Below are 20814 nucleotides of genomic sequence, written 5' to 3' on the forward strand. Positions count from 1 at the left end.
CTTTTGCTTTTGCTTTTGCTTTTGCTTTTGAGTAGTGATGTGTGAATTACAAACTCATTTCACCATGAAGCACTTTCTGCATTTGTTCTTTCACTTCTTCGTATGATAGCCCTTGGCTCAACAAATAATGTAACTTCGCTAAAGCGGCTTCTGGAGTCATATCGAAACCACTAATAACACCAGCATCTTGCAAGGCACATCCAGTCGCATACCCACCCATGTTTACTTTTCCTGCTAGGCATTGTGTCAAGTTGACCACAATAACACCTCGTTCAGAGGCTTCTTTTAAATGCGCTAACAATTCCGGGTTTTGTGGGGCGTTGCCAACACCGAAGGTCAGCAAAATCATTGCATTCACGGGTTGAAGCAATGTATTTCGGATTACTTCGTGTGAAATGCCCGGGTACATGGTGATGACCCCAATAGGTTGTGGGGTGATGTTATGAACCTTGAAGGTACCCTGTGGTTTTTGGTCAACAACAACGCCGTTACTGACTTTAATACTGATTCCAGCTTCAAGCAGTGGCGGCATGTTTGGCGAGGTAAACGCACTAAAACCATCGGCGTGAGATTTAGTACTGCGATTTCCACGCATTAACTGATTATTGAAGAAAAGGGTGACTTCATTGATCGGGTAGTTGGCAGCAATGTGCAGCGCGTTAAGAAGGTTGGCCTGACCGTCTGAGCGCAGTTCGGCTAAGGGAATTTGCGACCCTGTAACGATGACGGGTTTGCCTAGGTTCTCGAGCATAAACGATAAGGCTGATGCGGTGTACGCCATGGTATCTGTTCCATGCAGTATCACAAAACCATCGTATTTATCGTAATTATCACTGATGTCATTAGCGATTTGTTGCCAGTCCATCGGCGTCATGTCTGACGAGTCAATTAATGGCTCATACTCATGAATGGTGAACTCTGGCATTTCTGGGCGGTGAAATTCGGGCATTCCCGCTAATTGCTTTTCCATAAATCCAGCGACAGGAATGTAACCGTGATTAGACTTTTGCATACCAATGGTACCGCCAGTGTAGGCGATATAGATGTGTTTTCTTGTCATGATGAAAGTCGTACAGTGAATTGGGAACAGGGGGCGATTATAGACCCTTGCTCGAGGTAAATTCTATCTATTGACGCACATTTTATCGGTTACTGTTCTGAATTTATTTTTCACTGCTATTTAACGGGCGAGGGAGTGGGGTGTTGAGCAATGCAGTGAGTCGTGCGGATGATCGGTCTGAAAATAAAATAGGCTAACAATCCAATGATTATTAGCCTATGTATTTAAGCACTCTGCTATCTGTTTAGCTATCTGCTTATATATCTGCTTATGCGTCTACCATCTAACTCGACAGAAACACTTATTGAACTTGGCAGGTTAAGCAAAAGGCGTATTGCCCCTTAGGATCATTAAAGCTGTCCAGCAACGTCATGTCGGCAGCCACTTGGTTCATCAGCGGTTTCCATGTGTCTGGAATCCATGAAGCAGGAATCAAGGTAGAAGCGTCAATATTCAACTTCACGGACACCTGATTCATCATTTCTTGGAAGAATTGCTGTGCTGGAGATAAAGGCTCTTCGACCCAATAGACGTTGTAAGCCTCCAGTTCCGCCAACTCTGCTGCTAGTGATATGGCGTCATCGAAATCCCCCATTTTATCGACGAGTCCATGTGCCATTGCATCTTTACCTGTCCACACTCGCCCTTCAGCAATGGTTTCGAGTGCGTCTAGTGAGAGATCACGGTGAGTACTCACTAGCCCAACAAAACGTTTATAGCCATGTTCAATACCGAGTTGAAATGCATCGGAAGCGCCTTCCGACATACCCGTTGTGACACCCACTCCGGAAAACGGAGATGTGCCGATACCATCACTGTAAACGCCAAGGCTATTTAGCCCTTTCTCAAAGGTCGTGATGACACTAAAAATACCAATGGAGCCGGTTAACGTGGTTGGTTGAGCGACGATTTTATCTGCGCTCATCGAAATCCAATAGCCGCCAGAGGCTGCAAGGCTAGACATGGACACAACCACGGGTTTGTTTGCTGCACGTAATGCATCGATTTCGTTACGAATAACCTCAGAAGCAAACGCACTGCCACCAGGGCTGTCTACTCGTAAAACAACCGCTTTGACCTTGTTATCATTGCGAGCTTGTCTTAGCAGGTTCGCTGTGGTGTCACCACCAACATTGTTACGTGACTGTTCGCCATCCATGATCGCGCCACTGGCAACCACAACCGCAATATCATTGGCTTCGATATTAAATTGGGGTGCCATTGTGCTGCGGTACTCGTAATACCCCATGGCTTTGTAACTGTCTTTGCCATTGCTGCCGAAGACATCCGCGAGCTGGGTGCGAATTTGTTGTCTGGTGGCAAGTTCATCGACCAGTCCTAACTGAAGAGAAAGCTCTGCAAGATTGCCATCGACAGATTTAAGCTGTGCAAGAAATTCATCCATCGATGGGTTCAGTGTTTTTGCATCAATCTGACGGTTGGTCGCAACGTCCTCGACGTAAGCACCCCACAGTTGAGTGAGCCAACGAGCGGCAGACTCTTTTGCCTCATCAGACATATCATCGCGGACAAAGGGTTCAATTGCCGATTTATAAGTACCTACACGGAAAACATGCGTATTAACATCAAGTTTTTCCAGCAAGGTTTTGTAGTAAAGAGAATAAGCGCTGTAACCTTTTAACAATACGGCGCCATCAGGGGACATATACACTTTGTTCGCATAGCTTGCGAGGTAGTATTGGCTTTGATTGTATATCTCGCCAGTCGCATAAATCGGTTTTCCGGACGCTTTAAACTCATTGAGTGCTTTCGCGATGTATCTCAACTTGGTTAAATTGGTTTCAGGAAGATTACGCAGCGATAACACGATCCCTTGGATTTGGTCGTCCGTTTGAGCATGTCTGATGGTTTCAACAATATCAAATAGGACATTCTCTTTAGGGAGTTCCTGACCAAAGAGTGAGCCGGTTAACGAATCCATTGGATTGTTGTAGGTTCTTTGCTCGACAATCGGGCCAGAAAGATTGAGTACAAGCGCCGATTGCTCTTTTACCGTTGGTGTAGGTGCTTCGATACTCGTGAATAAAAAGTAGATAACGGCCAGGCTGAGGATAAAAATCAGGTTAGTTAATGCAAGACGAATAAAGGTGATGAGTTTCCATAATCCTTTAAAAATCATTCCAATAAATTTGAATAGTTTTTTCATCGAATCTTCACTGCAGTTGACCCAACAGCGTCCATGATGGTGTTTGTGTATGCAACTTCATATCCTACGTCATCTCAATTTTTCAAACAACAGTGTTATCACGCAGGCTAGCGGATAGAGGCGGTGACGAACCCGATGTTGATGGGTGTTGCAAAAATGTAAACAGTTGTTTGATTTATTGTCTAACTATCAATATTGTGGTCGGACCACGAATAATAATAGATGAAGTGATGTCAGCCATGTATTCAAATTTACTACAGCCTCTCGATCTTGGATTTACTCAACTGCGAAACCGCGTTCTTATGGGGTCAATGCACACTGGATTAGAAGAAGACAAAAAAGGCCTAGATAAACTGGCTGCTTTTTACGAAGAGCGAGCAAAAGGTGGTGTAGGACTTATTGTTACGGGTGGATTCTCTCCAAACTTACGTGGCCGGTTAACGCCTTTTAGTGCCGAATTCAGCAAACCCAAACATGCTCAATCTCATAAAGTTGTGACGGATGCCGTACACAAGCATGGCGGGAAAATCGCTCTGCAACTTTTGCATGCTGGGCGTTACGCGATGCATCCGTTCGCACAAAGTGCGTCTGGCATGAAAGCGCCGATCGCGAAATTTGCACCCAGTGAAATGAGTCCACGCCAGATCAAAAAAACCATCGATGCCTTTGCCAACAGTGCGGAACTAGCAAAATTGGCGGGTTACGATGGTATCGAAGTGATGGGTTCCGAAGGTTACCTTATTAACCAGTTCATCTGTAAGCGCACCAATATGCGATACGATGAGTGGGGAGGGAGCTATGAAAAACGTATGCGTTTTCCTCTTGAGATTGTTCGCTCTATCCGAAAATCAGTCGGTGATGACTTCATTATCATCTTTAGATTATCGATGTTGGATTTAGTTGAGCAAGGCAGCACGTTTGAGGATGTGGTGTTGCTGGCTCAAAAGCTAGAAGAGGCGGGTGTAACCATTATTAATACAGGGATTGGTTGGCATGAAACAAGAATACCAACGATTGCAACACAAGTGCCTAGAGGCGCCTTTACTTGGGTCACTGAGAAAGTAAAACCGTACGTGAATATCCCCGTGGTGACTTGTAACCGAATTAACACGCCCGAAGATGCAGAAAGAATCTTAAGCTCAGGTCAAGCGGATATGGTCTCGATGGCTAGACCATTTTTGGCCGATCCAGAGTTTGTATTGAAAGCGGAACAAAATAAAGCGCAGTTCATCAACACCTGTATTGGTTGTAATCAAGCGTGTTTAGATAATGTCTTTAAAGGGAAGCGAGCCAGTTGTTTAGTGAACCCTCGAGCGTGTCATGAAACTGAAATTGTGGTGAAACCAGCAACAGCCAAAAAAAGAATTGCCGTCGTTGGTGCTGGGCCAGCAGGTCTTGCTTGCGCCACAACGCTTGCAGAGCGCGGACACAGTGTGGATTTGATTGAGAAAAATGATCGTATTGGCGGGCAATTTAGACTGGCGATGCAAATTCCGGGGAAAGAGGAGTTCAGAGAAACCATTCGATACTTTGCAAATCGAATTGATTCAACCGGTGTGAATTTGCTCCTTGATACCACCGCAACATTTGAAGACTTAGCGGAGTATGATGAAGTCGTGATGGCGTCCGGCGTTGAACCTAGAAAGGTCAATATTTCGGGCATCGATAACGCGGATAAGGTTATCGATTACCAAACGCTCATTCGCGAAAAATCCCCAGTTGGCAACAAGGTCGCGATTGTTGGGGCAGGGGGGATTGGAATTGATATTGCGACCATGATTACAGAGCCAGAAGATAATAGCCTTGAAGATTGGTTGCATGATTGGGGAATCGATAAAGAGATTGCCCATCCAGGCGGTTTGTTCCCATATCCCGCTTCTTTTAGTGATAAAACGGTTTGGGTGTTGCAGCGACGTCAGGGCCGAGTAGGCAAAGGGCCAGGAAAGACGACAGGTTGGATTCACAAAAGAACGCTTGAGAAACGTGGCGTCAACTTGCTTGGTGGTGTTCAGTATCAAAAAATCGATGATGATGGATTGCATATCACCCTAAAAGGGGAGCCCAAAATATTGGATGCCGATAAGATTGTCATTTGTGCCGGGCAAGAATCGGTTCGCCCATTCGAAGACCGCTGGGCTGAAATGGAAGGAAAACTGCATGTTATTGGCGGCGCTGACCATGCCGGTGAGTTGGATGCGGTGAGAGCGATTAAACAGGGTGTGGAACTCGCCATACGTTTGTAATCAACAAACAGATAGCGTTATTAAGAATAAAAATGGCGCCTTAACAGCGCCATTTTTATTGTCTATTTGTCACTATTGTCTTTGTCTGCAGAATAGGTAGCCAACCACTAAAGCAGCCAATCGCTAAATCTGTCAAAAATTAAAGAATGACAGTCTTGTTTCCGTAAACGAAAACGTGATCATTTAATACTTTGTTGAGCGCTTTGCTCAGCACATTTTTCTCTACATCTCGACCTGCTCGCGCCATGTCTTGTGCGCTAAAGTTGTGGTCGACCGGGATAACATCTTGTTTGATGATTGGCCCTTCATCCAAATCATTGGTGACAAAGTGAGCTGTGGCACCAATGATTTTTACACCGCGTTCGTAAGCTTGTTGGTATGGCTTCGCACCGATAAACGCGGGTAAGAAACTATGGTGGATATTAATGATTTTATGGTGGTATTTTTCCACAAATCCAGGGGTCAATACGCGCATGTATTTGGCCAGAACTAAATAATCAGCATCATATTTTTCTATCACTTCAAGCATCTCTTGCTCATGTTCTTCTCTATTGAGACCTTCATGAGAGACAGTATGGTAAGGGATATCGAAACGTTCAGTGAGCGTTTTTAGGGTGTCGTAGTTACCGACTACCGCCGCAATGTCGACATCTAAACTGCCATCGTAGTTCTTCATTAGAATATCACCTAAGCAGTGAGATTCTTTGGTCACGAGAATAACAATACGCTTGCGGGTAGAGCTGACTAAACGACGTTTTGTGCCCTCAGGAAGCGCTTGGTCAAGGTCGGCGAGCAATGTTTGATCGTTAAAGTAGCCTTCCAACTCAGTACGCATAAAGAAATGCCCACTGGTGTTATCTACAAACTCATTGTTATGGATGATATTGAGTTGATGTTTGTAACAAATATTGGTGATTTTTGAGATCAGCCCAGGTGCATCTTTGCTGTGGGTTAGGAGTGTTTTTTTTTCCATTTGTGGTTTGCTTCCATTAATTATTTTTTTGGGCTTAAAACTAATTTCAGGTTCTGTGAACGGTGACGTAACCCTCAATATACCTGCTATAATTAATCTATTATCGACTATGTTTCAACAAAAGATGTTGCCAAGAAGCTAGGTTTATTCTTTGTTGTTGTCGATTCTATCGTTAGAAGTAATAGAGGTGCTGTATATGGATAAAGAATTGCTAGCGCGTAAATTGTATGTTGAACGAGTCAATGCCCTTATGGGGGATAGCGAAATCAACGAAACAGTTTTGACAGAAATGTGGGAAAGCAAAGCGTCTCCGGCTGATGCTGCCAAAGCTATGTTAAATGAAGACAACGGATTCGATGGACCAGCTTGGCTCTCTCGATACCTAAATAGAAAATAAGCCCTCCTAAGATTTAGCAAACACCTCCGGCGAGGATCACAATCTGATTCGCGCCGGCTCACTAAAACTGACATAATCCATTCATCTCTTTTTGCCAGTTTATTCACATGATTTTAAAAACCTTCTCTGCTGATGGTGCGCTGGGTAAAGCGATTCCCGGCTTTCAACCACGGCAACCCCAACTCGATATGGCACAAGCTGTCTATGAGGCAATTGCGCAGCAGAGTCAACTGGTCGTTGAGGCGGGTACGGGGACGGGAAAGACCTTTGCGTATCTTGTTCCCGCATTGCTCAGCGGTAAGAAAGTGATCATCAGTACCGGATCTAAAAACCTTCAAGAACAACTCTTTCACCGAGACTTACCCTTAATGGTTGAAGCCCTTGGGTTTTATGGTCAAGTGGCGCTGCTCAAAGGTCGCTCAAATTATCTTTGTTTAGATCGCTTGAGTCGTCAAATGGTCGAAAGCCACACCAATACCGCAGATCCGACGTTACTCACTCAATTAATCAAAGTGCGCAGCTGGGTATCGCAAACTAAAAGTGGTGATTTAGGGGATTGTGATGAAATCGCTGAAGACAGCCCTATTATTCCGACCATTACATCAACCAATGATAATTGCCTTGGAAAAGAGTGCCCAAGCTATACGGACTGTTTTGTACTCAAAGCCAGAAAAAGAGCGATGGACTCAGATGTTGTGGTGGTGAACCATCACTTGTTTCTTGCCGATTTGGCTATCAAAGAGACAGGTTTTGGAGAACTGATCCCAGAGGCTGAAGTGTTCATTTTTGATGAAGCGCACCAATTGCCTGACATCGCAAGCCAATATTTTGGTCAATCAGTGTCAAGCCGACAGGTTCAAGAGTTGGCTAAAGACATAGAAATCGCCTACCGAACAGAAGCGAAAGATATGCGACAACTGCAAAAAGTGGGCGACAGTCTCGTTCAATCTGCCATGGATCTGCGGATTGTTCTTGGCGATGCGAACTTCCGCGGTAACTGGCGTGAAGCGGTCGGCTCTCCAATCATTGCCCGCGAACTACGCCGTTTACAAGACGCATTAGATTTTGCCATTGAAGTGCTAAAACTCGCATTAGGTCGAAGCCAATTGCTCGATACCGCCTTTGAGCGTGCCAATCTCATCAAGGCAAGGCTCGAACGCGTCTGTGATGTGTCGATAACGGGTTACTCCTACTGGTTTGATACCACGCCGCGCCATTTCACTCTGCACATTACGCCGCTTTCGGTTGCCGATAAGTTCCAAGAACAAATTGAGCAGAAACAGGGCGCCTGGATTTTCACTTCGGCTACGCTGGCGGTTAACGAAGACTTCGGTTACTTTACTTCGCGTCTTGGCATCGAGCCTAAACAAAAACTGGCCTTGCCAAGTCCGTTCGATTACCAAACCCAAGCTAAGCTCTGTGTGCCTCGCTACTTGCCTGAGCCCAATAGCCCAGGGATGGCCGATAAACTGGTTGAAGTGCTTGGGCCTGTGATTGAAGAGAATCAAGGTCGCTGCTTTTTCTTGTGTACCTCACACAGCATGATGAGAGAGCTTGGAGAACGATTCAGAGAAACATTAAGTGTGCCAGTGTTGCTTCAAGGTGAAACCAGCAAGCAAAAAACGTTAGCCGAATTTATGGAATTGGGTAATGCATTACTGGTTGCAACGGGGGCATTTTGGGAGGGGATAGATGTTAGAGGAGACGCATTAAGCTGTGTTATCATCGACAAATTACCCTTTACGGCCCCTGATGACCCATTATTAAAAGCACGTATTGAAGATTGTCGCGAGAAAGGGGGCGATCCTTTTGCACAAGTCCAACTGCCAGATGCGGTTATTACTTTGAAGCAGGGCGTCGGGCGTTTGATACGAGATAAAAAAGACCATGGTGCGTTGATTATCTGTGACAATCGCTTAGTAACCAAAGAGTATGGCAGGCTGTTTTTAGCCAGCTTACCGCCAATTCCTAGAACGCGGGATTTAGACAGTGTTCAAGCTTTTTTACGAGGGCTTGACCAACCAACACCTAGTGATATGAATAACAAAGCTAGTGACATTAATTAAATAGATAGAGACATCAATGAGTGTGAAAATTCTTGCTTTAGATACCGCAACCGAAAACTGTTCTGTTGCCCTTATTGTTGGCGAACGCGTATTCGCAAGAAGTGAAGTGGCGCCTAGAGACCATACCAAGAAAATTTTACCTATGGTTGATGACGTATTAAAAGAAGCAGGCCTTACCCTAGGAGATGTCGATGCGCTTGCTTTCGGCAGAGGGCCAGGTAGCTTTACCGGAGTACGTATTGGCATTGGTATTGCACAGGGTTTAGCATTTGGTGCGGATTTACCGATGATTGGTATTTCAACCTTAGCGGCGATGGCGCAATGCAGTTACCGGAAGTATGGTTATAGCAAGGTTGCTTGTGCGATTGATGCTCGAATGAGTGAAGTGTATTGGGGGCGATACAGCCGTCAAGAAAACGGCACTTGGCTAGAAACCGATGCCGAATGTGTGATTGCACCGGATGAATTGGTCAAACAGGTGAAAAGTGATGATGCCATTTGGCATGCAGCGGGTACGGGTTGGGATGCCTATGAAGAAGCATTGCAAGCGTTGCCTTTGGAGCGAGATAATGAAAAAGGTGTGGTGTTGTATCCTGAAGCGGTTGATATCGCTTATCTGGCTCAGATTGAATGGAACAATGGCAATACGGTAGACGCTGAGAATGCAAGCCCCGTTTACCTGCGTGATAAAGTCACTTGGAAGAAGCTACCGGGCAGAGAATAAACACTCGTCAGTCAACAACCGAGATAAGGCTAGCGTGCTAGCCTTTAAAAAGGAACAGTATGGTATCGATAAATGGTTTGCCTCCTTCGATTGTCCCGGGCAGTACTAAAACGAACAAGACGAACAAGAAAAACGAGGTAAAAAAAGGGCAAGTCACCACATCGGTGGGTCAACCTACTCAGGTCGCGAATGCCGTTGCAAATTCAATTCGTCATGTCAACGAATCAGACATCCATCGCGCCCAGGTTCAATACGATTTACCCGAGGGGCAAAGTCGAAAAGCCATGCAAGAATACTTATCAGTGATGACTCAATCCAAGCGAGATGAACTTGCCAAGCTACTTGGTGTCGATATCTATATCTAACGTTATTTTCTCTCTTCATTAAAGAGCTCACTATGAATCTACTATTCTCAAGATCTTTCCTAAGCTCGTTCTCTGTGTCGTTCTCTGTATTGTTACCAAGAGTAAGAGTGGTTATCATCTTTGTGACCATGTTATTGTTGAGTGCGTGCTCAACGTTGCCTGAATCTCTTAGCACTGCTCCTGAGGAAGTGGTCATTTCAGACTACTCCGTTTGGATGAATGCCGAACCTCAAACAGGTCAGTTTGTACGTCTTGGCGGCGTTATTGCGAGCACCACGAACCTGGTGAATAAAACACGTATTGAAGTGGTGAACTTACCGATTAACTCATCAGGAAAGCCAGATATTAATCAAGCGCCTAACGGTCGGTTTGTTGGATATATCGATGGTTTTGTAGAGCCGTTGGCGTATCAAAAGGGCCAGCTGATTACCGTTTTAGGGCAAAGTGATAGCAACGAAAAAATCATGGTGGGTGAATTTGAACAAGTCGTACCGATTATGAGTGTCACTGGGCATCATTTATGGAAAATTCAAGAAAGAGTCGTCATTGATGAAGTGAGGATTTCCCCATATTCATGCCTCGGCCTTCATTGTCGTCAGGTGGAATTTTCTCCTCGTCACGGAAGAGTGATCCAAGAAGTTAGATAACGTCGATTGGAATTAATAGAAGCGGATTCACTCTGTTCGTTTAGGGTTTAACTATTCGTTTAGGGTTTAACTATTCGTTTAGGGTTTAACTATGCGCCACAATACAATCAATATTGCCGACGGAGAGATCGCCACTTTGGAGTTTGGGTGCGCCGAAACTGCGCATACCACCCTCGTATTTGTTCATGGTTGGCTTGATAACGCGGCCAGTTTTAGTTCTATCCTACCTATGCTAGCAAATCTTGATCAAGGACTGCATCTTTGCGCCATTGATCTTCCCGGGCATGGTTTTTCTAGCCATAAGGGAGCGGGCAATTTTTACCCATTTCATGACTACATCGACGATCTTTACCAGATATTGACTACTTTGTCATCAAACAGGTTGGTGTTGGTGGGACATTCACTTGGTGCATTGATAGCAAGTTGCTATAGTGCCGCGTTTCCTGAACACGTTGCAGGATTAGTTCAGATTGAAGGCTTTGGCCCTCTTGCCGAATCTGCCGACAAAAGCGTTGAACGATTACGTCAAGGCGTGCTAAGCCGACAAAGACTTAGACGCAAACCCAAAAGAACGACCAGTAACCTAGAAGAGATGACCATGCGTCGGGCAACCCTAAATGGGCTTGATAGCCGCTTAATCAGACCCGTGGTTGAACGCGGAATGATTTGCCACCAGGGAGTGTGGCATTGGCGACACGATAGCCGATTACAAAGTGACTCGTTATATCGTATGTCATTGGAACATGCAGCCGCCGTGATTCAGAAGATTCATTGCCCTCAATTGGTTATTTTGGGGGATCAAGGATATGCCCATTTAAAGGACTTCCCGCGTATTTCGAATCTGTTGGACGACGTTGAGGCAATGACTGAAGTGAGTGTTGAGATCATAGATGGCGCACATCACTGTCATTTACAGTCGCCTTCTAGTGTCACCGCTCTAATATTTGGTTTGCTTAACAAAATTTAAACAAGTGTTTGAGTGTTACGTGCTCAAGTGCTTTGGCTGTGCTGTAATAGACGAATAATAATAACGGTCAATCAGCTTGCCGATAATGAGGAACAATACCGTGGAAAAACCTTGGCTCACACGCTACCCAACAGACGTACCAGAAAACATTAACCCTGATCAGTACGCATCTCTCGTTGAGATGTTTGAACAGTCGGTGCAAAAGTTTGCCGATCAACCCGCCTTTATGAACATGGGCTCGGTGATGACATTCCGCAAACTTGAAGAACGTAGCCGTGCTTTTTCGGCGTACCTACAAAATGAACTTAAGCTAAAAAAAGGCGATCGTGTCGCACTGATGATGCCAAACCTGCTTCAATATCCAGTCGCGCTATTTGGTGTGTTGAGAGCAGGGATGATTGCCGTCAATGTGAACCCACTTTACACCCCACGAGAGCTCGAACATCAGCTCATTGATGCAGACGCAAAAGCCATCGTGATCGTCTCTAACTTTGCGAATACCTTAGAGCAGGTTGTCGATAAAACACCGGTAAAGCATGTGGTATTGACCAGTTTGGGTCAAATGCTCCCTCGCGCAAAAGGGACCATTGTTGATTTTGTGGTGAAGTACGTAAAAGGCATGGTACCGAAATACAATTTGCCGGGTGCTATTTCTATGCGTCAAGCGCTTCACAAAGGGCGCAGACTTCAATACGTGAAGCCTCATATGTCGGGTGAAGATATCGCGTTCTTGCAATACACGGGTGGTACGACGGGTGTTGCCAAAGGGGCGATTTTGACCCATCGCAATATGATTGCCAATGTCATGCAGGCGAAAGGCGCGTATGGCCCGGTATTGGCAGACGGTCGTGAACTGGTTGTGACTGCGCTACCGCTTTACCATATTTTTGCGCTTACTGTGAACTGTTTGCTGTTTTTGGAAATTGGTGGAAGCAACCTTCTTATCACCAATCCTCGAGATATTCCGGGCTTTATTAAAGAGCTGCAGAAATATCAATTTACTGCGATCACAGGCGTAAACACATTATTCAATGCGTTAGTCAATAATGAAGACTTTAATGAGCTCGATTTCAGTAATTTGCGATTGTCTGTGGGTGGCGGCATGGCGGTTCAACGTGTCGTGGCCGAAAAATGGAAGAAGATATCCGGTTGTTACTTACTGGAAGGTTACGGCCTGACAGAATGTGCACCACTGGTTGCAGCATACCCTTATGATCTCACTGAGTACAATGGTTCTATTGGTCTGCCAGTACCATCGACGGAAGTTCGTATTGTGGACGACGAAGGCAAACTGTTGTCAAACACTGACGTTGGGGAGCTGCAAGTTCGAGGCCCTCAGGTTATGCAAGGCTACTGGCAGCGCCCTGAAGCAACCAAAGAGGTGATTAACGCTGAAGGTTGGTTATCAACCGGCGACATCGTTAAGTTCGACAATCAAGGCTTCCTACATATTGTTGACCGAAAGAAAGACATGATTTTGGTGTCTGGTTTTAACGTCTATCCAAATGAGATTGAAGATGTTGTCGCGTCTCATGGCAAGGTGTTAGAAGTGGCGGCGATAGGCCAAGAGCATGAAGTATCAGGCGAAATAGTGAAAATCTATGTAGTGAAGCGTGATCCTAGCTTAACCAAAGAGGAAGTGATCGCTCACTGTCGTGAACAGCTGACAGGCTATAAAGTCCCTAAGTTGGTTGAGTTTAAAGAAGAACTACCGAAAACGAACGTCGGCAAAATACTGCGCCGTGTTTTACGCGAAGAAAATGATGCTCAATTAGCTCAAAGAGAAAGTGCGTAATAACCCATAGCCCTGGCGACAACTTGTCAGAAACTTAATTGGGAATAGTGTTAGAATGCCGACATTATTGTCGGCATTTTTATTGCCTCTACAAAACATTAGCGAGTACTTTGTGAACTATCAAATCATTACCCAACCGTCCGATTTAGAGCGTGTCTGCCAACAAGCACAGCAGTCTGATGTTGTGATGCTTGATACAGAGTTCGTGAGAGTTCGAACTTTTTACCCTTTATTGGGCTTAATCCAGTTGTTCGATGGAGAGCAGTTGTCTCTGATCGATCCTACGGTTTTCGATGACATGTCACCATTCGTTGCCTTGTTGAAAGATACTTCTGTACTTAAAGTTCTGCACGCTTGCGGTGAAGACCTTGAGGTGTTCCAGAACGCTTTTGGTTGCACGCCTTTTCCAATGGTCGATACACAGATTATGGCGGCATTCTTGGGTCATGGTTTGTCTACTGGGTTTGCAAGTCTTGTTAGTGAGTATATTGGTGTTGAATTGGATAAAAGTGAGTCACGCACGGATTGGATGGCGCGACCATTGAGTGTTAAGCAGCTTGAATACGCGGCCGCTGATGTTTTTTATCTCTTCCCTCTGTATGAAAAGCTTCAAGAAAAAACCATGCATGCTGGTTGGTGGGATGCAGCGTTAGAAGAGTCTGTACATCTGGTGAGCAAACGAATTAAAGACATTGATAGCAATAACGTTTATCGAGATATCAAAGGGGCGTGGCAGTTGAAACCGAAGCAGCTTGCCATCTTAAAACCGCTAGCCACATGGCGTTATAAAGAAGCAAAGAAACGAGATTTGGCGTTAAACTTTGTCTTTAAAGAAACCGACTTATTGTTGGTTGCCCGCGATGCAATAACCAGTACGCAGCAGATGGAGCAAGAAGGGATCGATTTTCGCTCGGTACGTCGCCATGGGGCGCGTTTAGTGAGTATGGTTAAATCAGCACAGCAAACACCGGAAGATGAATATCCAGCGCCTATCGATCGTTTAATGGACCATCCCGGATACAAGCAGCTATTTAAACATTTAAAAGATGAAGTCAAAAAAACATCGACTCAATCTGGGCTGGCCACTGAATTCTTAGCGTCTAAAAAGCAGTTGAATCAGCTGCTGAGTTGGGTATGGAAAAATGACCGGGATCCGAGTAGATTACCGGATGTGATGCAAGGTTGGCGACTTGAATTGATGGGCGAAAACCTCAACAAATTGGTTAAGTAGCGTAAGTCGTTTGTATCAACAGATCTCGATGTAGCGAAAAGCAGTATCACTTAGTAAATAAATAAGTAAATAAATAAGCAGATAAGCAGATAAGCAGATAAGCAGATAAGCAGTAAGGCAGTTAACGTTCCAAAGTGGGGGCAATGGAACGTTAAGCGCATTAGACGGGCTTTATGGTGCAGGCAGTAGAAAGATTAATGAGAGGAAATGTTAGGCGACGTCGAGTGCCTCATCATCCATTGAATAATCAGTCTCCATCGCTGACATTTGAAAATTGCTACGGCTATTAAGGGTGTGAAAAGATTTTCGATCCCTAGCCAATCGAATGTATTTTAGCCATACATGTTCGAGTTTGGTTTTCGCTTTTGCTGGGTGTTTAAGAACCTTTAAAAAGTGTTTTTCGTCTGCGTTTTCAGGCAGTAATTCACCACTTTCAAGCGCTAGCATAGTTTCACCAAACGTCATTAAGAGTTCGTTTTCAAGTAAAGTAAAATCACCTGACTTGGCAAACCCTCTGGGAAACTTAACCATGTCGAAAAACCGTTTTTTACCGTGGCGAAATTGAATGTCAGTCATAGAGACCTCAGAAAGCAACAAATAATGATGGAAAGAGGCTTAAAAGACACGCTGTCATTTAAGCGCCTATTAACTTCAATTGAAGAATAGGATATTGAAGTTAATGATGAAAACGAATTGTTTTTGTCGAATAGATAAAAAATTTTTATGATTTTCTGGCCGTTTACACCCCCAGCTAAATAGGTGGTCGTGCCGTACAATTCTTTTATTTTAAGTGTGAACAAACTATGGATGTGAAAGTATTTCAGACCTTTTTAGAAGTTGCGAAAGAAAAACATTTTGGACGAGCTTCTGAAAACCTATATATCACTCAGGCGGCAGTAAGTGCACGAATTAAACAGCTTGAAGAATATTTTGACGTTAAACTGTTTATTCGTCACCGCAACAACATCCAACTGACTTCTGCGGGCCAGCGTTTGCTGGGTTATGCTGAAACGATGGTTTCCACCTTAAAGCAAGCCAGTTTTGAACTGTCACTTGAGAGCAATAAAACCAAACAGTTGCTCATTGGTGGGACGCCCAATATCTGGGATGCGTACTTACAAAATGGCTTAAGTGTATTAACCGGCTCATTGGACGGTTATGGCTTTTCGGCGGAATCTTTAGGCCGTGAGCAACTGCATAGAAATTTACTTGAGCATTCTCTAGATATCGCGTTTTCTTTTGACCCATTTAAATTAGAGGAATTCTGTCATCATCAAATAGCAGAGCTGACCCTGATTTTGGTCTCGACAGAACCGTCATCGGCTGAGAGCGCCTTTAGTAATAAATACGTGTATGTTGACTGGGGGACTCGTTTTACTTTCGAACACGCTGACAGACACCCCAATATCCCAGCCCCATATCTTAGAACATCGACAGGTAGAATCGCCCTCGACTTTATTTTAGAGAAAGGTGGATGCGCCTATTTACCGTTGTCTTTGGCAGAGCCGTTCCTTGAGGCTGAGCAGTTATACCGAGTCGCAGATACAGATGAGTGGTCTCGTCCTATTTATATGAATTATAGAAAGAACAGTTATGTGGTTGAGTCTATTGAACGAGTCCGGGCACTTGTCGATACCATTAAGCCAACCAGCTCCTACCTTGTGCAGCAAGTCGGTGAAGGGATGGAGTAAAGTTCGTTCTCAAAAATAATAGATCAAGCCGCTGAGTGGATCACATTAAGAATACGAATGTGACCCACTCAGCGGCTTTTTTGTCTCTTCAACCTGTCGAGGGGGGCGTTTCGGAAAATACATAAACAAAAGCCTCTAACAAAAGAGGCTCATAAACACGACACAGCTGCATTGAAACAATAACGGACCAAGTGGCTCATTTACTAAGTAGCTAAGTAGCTAAGTAGCTAAGTAGCCAAGAAGGTAAGTAACTGATCTAACTATTATTTTTCTTCATCTGGAAGTTTTACATTCAGCTCAAGTACTGAGATGTCGTCATCTTTATGCTCAAAGCTTAACTCAACCATTGAAGGATCGACTTCTACGTACTTTGCAATCACCTTAAGAATATCTTCTTTTAATTGTGGTAAGTAAGAAGGCGAAGGATCGTTGTGGCTACGTCGTTCGGCCACAATAATTTGTAAGCGCTCTTTGGCTAGATTGGCCGAGTTCTTTTTTTGAGGGCGGAAAAATTCTAACAATGACATGTGCTTAACCTCCGAATAGTCGCTTAAAGATTCCTTTCTTTTCCTCGACTATAAAGCGGAATTCCACTTGTTCGCCGAGTAAGCGCTCTACTGTATCGTTATAAGCACAGCCTGCATCTGACTCTTCATCAAAAATCACAGGGACACCTTTGTTCGACGCATTGAGAACGGCTTGGCTCTCAGGGATAACCCCAAGAAGTGGAATGTGCAGAATTTCTTCCACATCTTCCACGCTGAGCATTTCGCCCAATGTAACACGCGCTGGATTGTAACGAGTGAGTAATAAGTGCTGCTTAACCGGTGGCAAGCCTTCTTCTGCACGACGTGATTTAGAATCCAAGATACCAAGAATACGGTCAGAATCTCGAACCGAAGACACCTCTGGGTTCGTGGTAACAATGGCTTCATCGGCAAAATACAGCGCCATGAGAGCGCCTTGCTCAATACCTGCTGGTGAGTCACAAATAATGAAATCAAACCCCATTTCATCTAACTGATCGAAGACTCGGCGCACACCTTCTTTGGTTAGAGCATCTTTATCACGAGTTTGTGATGCAGGTAAAATGAACAGATTTTCAGCTCTTTTATCCTTGATTAACGCTTGATTTAATGTCGCTTCACCGTTGATCACATTAACAAAGTCATAAACGACACGGCGTTCACAGCCCATGATCAAATCAAGATTTCTTAAACCAATATCAAAGTCAATAACAGCGGTTTTTTGTCCTTTGAGTGCCAGCCCTGATGCGATGGCGGAACTTGAAGTCGTTTTACCTACGCCACCTTTACCTGACGTGACAACAATAATGCGAGCCATGGTTTTTCCTTTTTAATTATAGTGTGAGTGTTTCAAGCGTCAGTGAATCATTATCCATGCTGATCATGACTTTCTTCTGCCAAAACGTCTCTTCAATCTTATCGCTCAACCAGTAGTTCCCTGAAATCGACACCAGTTCAGCTTGTAAATCGTTGCAAAATATTCTTGCTTGTTGTTGCCCATTCGCACCGGCAATGGCGCGCCCGCGAAGTGTTCCATGAATATGAATAGAACCATCGGCGATAACTTCTGCACCCGCACTTACGTGGTTTAAAATGACTAAGTCGCCATCCTTTGCATACACCTGTTGCCCTGAGCGTACAGGTGTGCGAATCACAGTGGGCGGAGCCATCTGCGCGGGAGCTTGAGATCGTGTATTGGTCGCGGACATAACCGCAAACCCAGCGTCTGTTGCTAGGTTTTGAAGTCGCTTATCTTTACTGCCAGTGATCCCTACTGGAATCATTCCAACCTCTTCAATGCCCATTTTTAATGTGGTGAAATCGATATCCCCTTCTACTTTCGCAATATTGATAACAACGGGAGCAGAGGTGAAGAAAGCGGGGGCTTGCGACACTTTTTCTTTAAGAAATGTAACTGTTTTAGTGACTTCGTTATCAGAAAGATGTAACACTGACAGAGTGAAGCTGCTGCCTTTTAAATCGGGAGTATTGGACATTATATTTTTCTGCCTTTACTGAAACGGCATTGCCTGAAGCTGAGGGTCTCATGTTATATTTCATGACTTGTGACGGCAAGTGCTGTTGCGGTTAATTTTCAAAACTCTAACGTTATTTAAATGAATGACTCAACATTTAATCAAAAGGCGACTTATGCTTTGTTCTATATATAAAAGTTCTAAGAAAGAAGGGACTTACCTGTACATCCCGAAGAAGGATGATTTTTCACAAGTTCCTGACACCTTGATGCAAATGTTCGGTAAACCTATATTTGTGATGGTGATAAAACTGGATAAGCATAAACTGGCTCAAGGGAACAGAGAAAAGGTGCAAAAATCGTTGGATGACGAAGGCTTTTTCTTGCAACTGCCACCACCCCAAGAGAATTTGCTCGATAAATTTAAAGAACAAAAAGCACAACAAAAATAGTGCGAAGATTGCTCAAGGAGGGCAGTTTGAAAAAAATTCTATCAGTATTACTAGGTTTAGGTTTGTCATGCTCGGCAATAGCCAATGAACTGAGTTTTGAACAATACGTTGAGAAGTTAAAGGAAGAAGCGATAGAGCAGGGCATTTCGCCTGACATGGTCACTCGCGCTTTTGAAAAGGTTACTTTCAAGCCTCGAGCTGTGACGGCTGATAGAAACCAACCAGAGAAGAAACTCACGCTTGACGAATACATTCCAAGAGCGGTTCCTGATTGGAAAGTGAAACAGGCGAAAGACTTATACAACAAGCACTATGCCGATCTCAAGCGTATTGGTGATGAGTATGGTGTGCAGCCACAGTACATTGTTGCTTTGTGGGGCGTTGAAAGTAACTTCGGTAAATTTACCGGTAATTACAGTGTCATTGATGCATTAACCACACTGGCGTACGAAGGGCGCAGAGAAGCGTTCTTTCGTAAAGAGGCAATGGCGGCATTAACCATTTTAGATGAAGGCCACATAACCCCTGAAGCGATGAAAGGTTCTTGGGCGGGTGCGATGGGTCAGTGTCAGTTTATGCCAAGCTCCTTTTTGGCTTTTGCTGCAGACGGCAATGGTGATGGAAAGAAAGATATCTGGAACACAAAGGCTGATGTGTTCGCATCAACAGCCAATTACTTAAGCCAATCGGGTTGGGATGATACCTACACCTGGGGGCGTCAAGTTCAGGTGCCAGAATCGGTGGATATTCAGTTGCAAGGCCGAACTGCCGATAAAGGCAAGTACATCCAGCAATGGAGTGAACTAGGCATCACCCGATATGACGGCAGCCCATTACCCAAGCTCGATACCGATATTAAAGCATGGCTAATTATGCCTGATGACTACAAAGGCCGTACTTATCTGGTCTACAACAATTACAACGTTCTCATGAAGTGGAACCGATCTTACTACTTTGCGCTCGCAGTGAGCCACTTAGCAGACCGTATTACGTATTAAAAGCACGTCAAACACAAAAGGCTCCTATGAAGGAGCCTTTTTATTGCATAGAGCATCTTGTTATCGAGCCCTGCTTCTATCGTTCATTTCTCTAGATAGTTTATATCTCTAAACAGCGAATATATCTAAATAGCTCTGAGCTTACTTTTCAGTATGGAACTGTTCACAAGCAATCATCGTATTTTCAATAAGGCTGGCAACGGTCATAGGGCCGACTCCACCGGGTACTGGAGTGATGTAGCTAGCGTTTTCTTTTGCGGCATCGTATTCCACATCGCCAACAAGTTTGCCCGACTCTAAGCGGTTAATACCGACATCAACCACAATCGCGCCTTTCTTAATCCAGGCACCAGGAACAAAGTTGGGTTTACCCACCGCCACGACGACAACATCAGCTTGACGTACATGCCCTTCAAGATCTTTCGTAAAGCGATGACAAGTCGTTGTCGTACAACCTGCCAACAAAAGCTCTAATGTCATCGGTCTGCCGACAATGTTTGATGCTCCAACAACAACGGCATGTTTACCGCGAAGATCGATATTGTAACGATCGAGAAGCGTGATAATACCTTTTGGTGTGCATGAGCGTAGTTTAGGAATACGCTGAGCCAAGCGACCGACGTTGTATGGGTGGAAACCATCGACGTCTTTTTCAGGAATGATGCTTTCAAGAACATGGGTCGCATCGATTCCTGCAGGAAGAGGCAGTTGAACCAGAATGCCATCGATTTCAGGATCATTGTTTAGCTGTTCAACCAGTGCAAGCAATTCACTTTCAGAGGCCGTCGGTGGCAGGTCGTAAGACTTAGACACAAACCCAACTTCTTCACAGGCGCGTCGTTTGCTACCTACATAAACCTGAGAAGCCGGGTCTTCACCCACGAGCACTACAGCAAGCCCTGGAGCCCTTAAACCGGCGTTCACTCGTGCTTTTACACGGGCTGAAACTTCTGAGCGAACGGTTTGAGAGATAAGTGTTCCGTCGATATTTTGAGCAGTCATGACGTTCCTTCATTCTGATAGTCAATTCTTATAAA

At 44.6% G+C, this 20814-nt stretch carries 20 protein-coding genes; 12 read left to right on the forward strand and 8 right to left on the reverse strand.

The genetic code is table 11. The features are described 5' to 3' along the window. Positions 1-46 precede the first annotated feature (46 nt). The gene (ansA, locus tag A1QO_RS17790) at positions 47-1060 is read right to left on the reverse strand and encodes an asparaginase (protein WP_017034001.1); all 1014 of its coding nucleotides are present in this window, start codon (positions 1058-1060) and stop codon (positions 47-49) included. 301 nt (positions 1061-1361) lie between these two features. Further along, positions 1362-3227, reverse strand: coding sequence for a signal peptide peptidase SppA (sppA, locus tag A1QO_RS17795; RefSeq protein WP_017034000.1), 1866 nt, complete (start codon positions 3225-3227; stop codon positions 1362-1364). 230 nt (positions 3228-3457) lie between these two features. Here sppA and A1QO_RS17800 point away from each other — a divergent pair, with 230 nt between their 5' ends. Next, positions 3458-5470, forward strand: a complete 2013-nt coding sequence (locus A1QO_RS17800) for an NADPH-dependent 2,4-dienoyl-CoA reductase (protein WP_017041112.1) — start codon at positions 3458-3460, stop codon at positions 5468-5470. A 139-nt stretch (positions 5471-5609) separates the two neighbouring features. Here A1QO_RS17800 and purU read toward each other — a convergent pair whose 3' ends face one another. Further along, complete coding sequence (purU, locus tag A1QO_RS17805; RefSeq protein ID WP_017033998.1) at positions 5610-6443, reverse strand: formyltetrahydrofolate deformylase; 834 nt, start codon at positions 6441-6443, stop codon at positions 5610-5612. A 196-nt stretch (positions 6444-6639) separates the two neighbouring features. Between purU and A1QO_RS17810 the strand changes: the two genes are divergently transcribed. The 8 genes from A1QO_RS17810 (at position 6640) to rnd (ending at position 14635) form a co-directional block, all read left to right on the forward strand. Then, positions 6640-6840: a hypothetical protein gene (locus tag A1QO_RS17810; protein ID WP_017033997.1), complete on the forward strand. Its 201-nt coding sequence runs from the start codon at positions 6640-6642 to the stop codon at positions 6838-6840. Between the two features lie 107 nt (positions 6841-6947). Further along, a complete protein-coding gene (locus A1QO_RS17815; protein ID WP_017041113.1) occupies positions 6948-8906 on the forward strand; it encodes an ATP-dependent DNA helicase in 1959 nt (652 codons plus the stop codon). A 16-nt stretch (positions 8907-8922) separates the two neighbouring features. Then, a complete protein-coding gene (gene tsaB / locus A1QO_RS17820; protein WP_017041114.1) occupies positions 8923-9630 on the forward strand; it encodes a tRNA (adenosine(37)-N6)-threonylcarbamoyltransferase complex dimerization subunit type 1 TsaB in 708 nt (235 codons plus the stop codon). A 59-nt stretch (positions 9631-9689) separates the two neighbouring features. Beyond that, on the forward strand, positions 9690-9995 hold the full coding sequence (locus A1QO_RS17825; protein ID WP_017033994.1) for a hypothetical protein: 306 nt from the start codon (positions 9690-9692) through the stop codon (positions 9993-9995). A gap of 32 nt (positions 9996-10027) precedes the next feature. Beyond that, the gene (locus tag A1QO_RS17830) at positions 10028-10642 is read left to right on the forward strand and encodes a Slp family lipoprotein (protein ID WP_347229968.1); all 615 of its coding nucleotides are present in this window, start codon (positions 10028-10030) and stop codon (positions 10640-10642) included. A gap of 91 nt (positions 10643-10733) precedes the next feature. Further along, on the forward strand, positions 10734-11609 hold the full coding sequence (locus A1QO_RS17835; protein ID WP_017041115.1) for an alpha/beta fold hydrolase: 876 nt from the start codon (positions 10734-10736) through the stop codon (positions 11607-11609). A gap of 100 nt (positions 11610-11709) precedes the next feature. Then, positions 11710-13404, forward strand: a complete 1695-nt coding sequence (gene fadD / locus A1QO_RS17840; RefSeq protein ID WP_017041116.1) for a long-chain-fatty-acid--CoA ligase FadD — start codon at positions 11710-11712, stop codon at positions 13402-13404. Between the two features lie 112 nt (positions 13405-13516). Continuing rightward, positions 13517-14635: a ribonuclease D gene (gene rnd / locus A1QO_RS17845; RefSeq protein WP_141707136.1), complete on the forward strand. Its 1119-nt coding sequence runs from the start codon at positions 13517-13519 to the stop codon at positions 14633-14635. A gap of 210 nt (positions 14636-14845) precedes the next feature. Here rnd and A1QO_RS17850 read toward each other — a convergent pair whose 3' ends face one another. Further along, a complete protein-coding gene (locus A1QO_RS17850) occupies positions 14846-15211 on the reverse strand; it encodes a DUF413 domain-containing protein (protein WP_017036928.1) in 366 nt (121 codons plus the stop codon). Positions 15212-15438: 227 nt separating this feature from the next. Between A1QO_RS17850 and A1QO_RS17855 the strand changes: the two genes are divergently transcribed. After that, on the forward strand, positions 15439-16326 hold the full coding sequence (locus A1QO_RS17855) for a LysR family transcriptional regulator (RefSeq protein WP_017033988.1): 888 nt from the start codon (positions 15439-15441) through the stop codon (positions 16324-16326). Positions 16327-16589: 263 nt separating this feature from the next. On the opposite strand, the gene minE is transcribed toward A1QO_RS17855, so the two are convergent. From minE to minC, 3 genes are read right to left on the reverse strand one after another with little or no spacing between them, the layout of a single operon-like run. Then, positions 16590-16853, reverse strand: coding sequence for a cell division topological specificity factor MinE (minE, locus tag A1QO_RS17860; protein ID WP_017033986.1), 264 nt, complete (start codon positions 16851-16853; stop codon positions 16590-16592). Between the two features lie 4 nt (positions 16854-16857). Beyond that, entirely contained in the window at positions 16858-17670 is an 813-nt protein-coding gene (minD, locus tag A1QO_RS17865; protein WP_017033985.1) for a septum site-determining protein MinD, read from the reverse strand. A gap of 16 nt (positions 17671-17686) precedes the next feature. Further along, positions 17687-18349: a septum site-determining protein MinC gene (gene minC, locus A1QO_RS17870; protein WP_017041118.1), complete on the reverse strand. Its 663-nt coding sequence runs from the start codon at positions 18347-18349 to the stop codon at positions 17687-17689. A gap of 154 nt (positions 18350-18503) precedes the next feature. On the opposite strand from minC, the gene A1QO_RS17875 reads away from it, so the two are divergent. Together A1QO_RS17875 and A1QO_RS17880 are read left to right on the forward strand one after the other, a co-directional pair. Beyond that, a complete protein-coding gene (locus A1QO_RS17875; RefSeq protein ID WP_017041119.1) occupies positions 18504-18779 on the forward strand; it encodes a YcgL domain-containing protein in 276 nt (91 codons plus the stop codon). 26 nt (positions 18780-18805) lie between these two features. Next, positions 18806-19777: a lytic murein transglycosylase gene (locus A1QO_RS17880; RefSeq protein ID WP_017033982.1), complete on the forward strand. Its 972-nt coding sequence runs from the start codon at positions 18806-18808 to the stop codon at positions 19775-19777. A 141-nt stretch (positions 19778-19918) separates the two neighbouring features. On the opposite strand, the gene folD is transcribed toward A1QO_RS17880, so the two are convergent. Further along, the gene (gene folD / locus A1QO_RS17885) at positions 19919-20779 is read right to left on the reverse strand and encodes a bifunctional methylenetetrahydrofolate dehydrogenase/methenyltetrahydrofolate cyclohydrolase FolD (protein ID WP_017033981.1); all 861 of its coding nucleotides are present in this window, start codon (positions 20777-20779) and stop codon (positions 19919-19921) included. Positions 20780-20814: the final 35 nt, after the last annotated feature.

This window comes from Vibrio genomosp. F10 str. ZF-129 (assembly GCF_000287055.2).
In the GTDB taxonomy this organism is placed as follows: Bacteria; Pseudomonadota; Gammaproteobacteria; order Enterobacterales; family Vibrionaceae; genus Vibrio.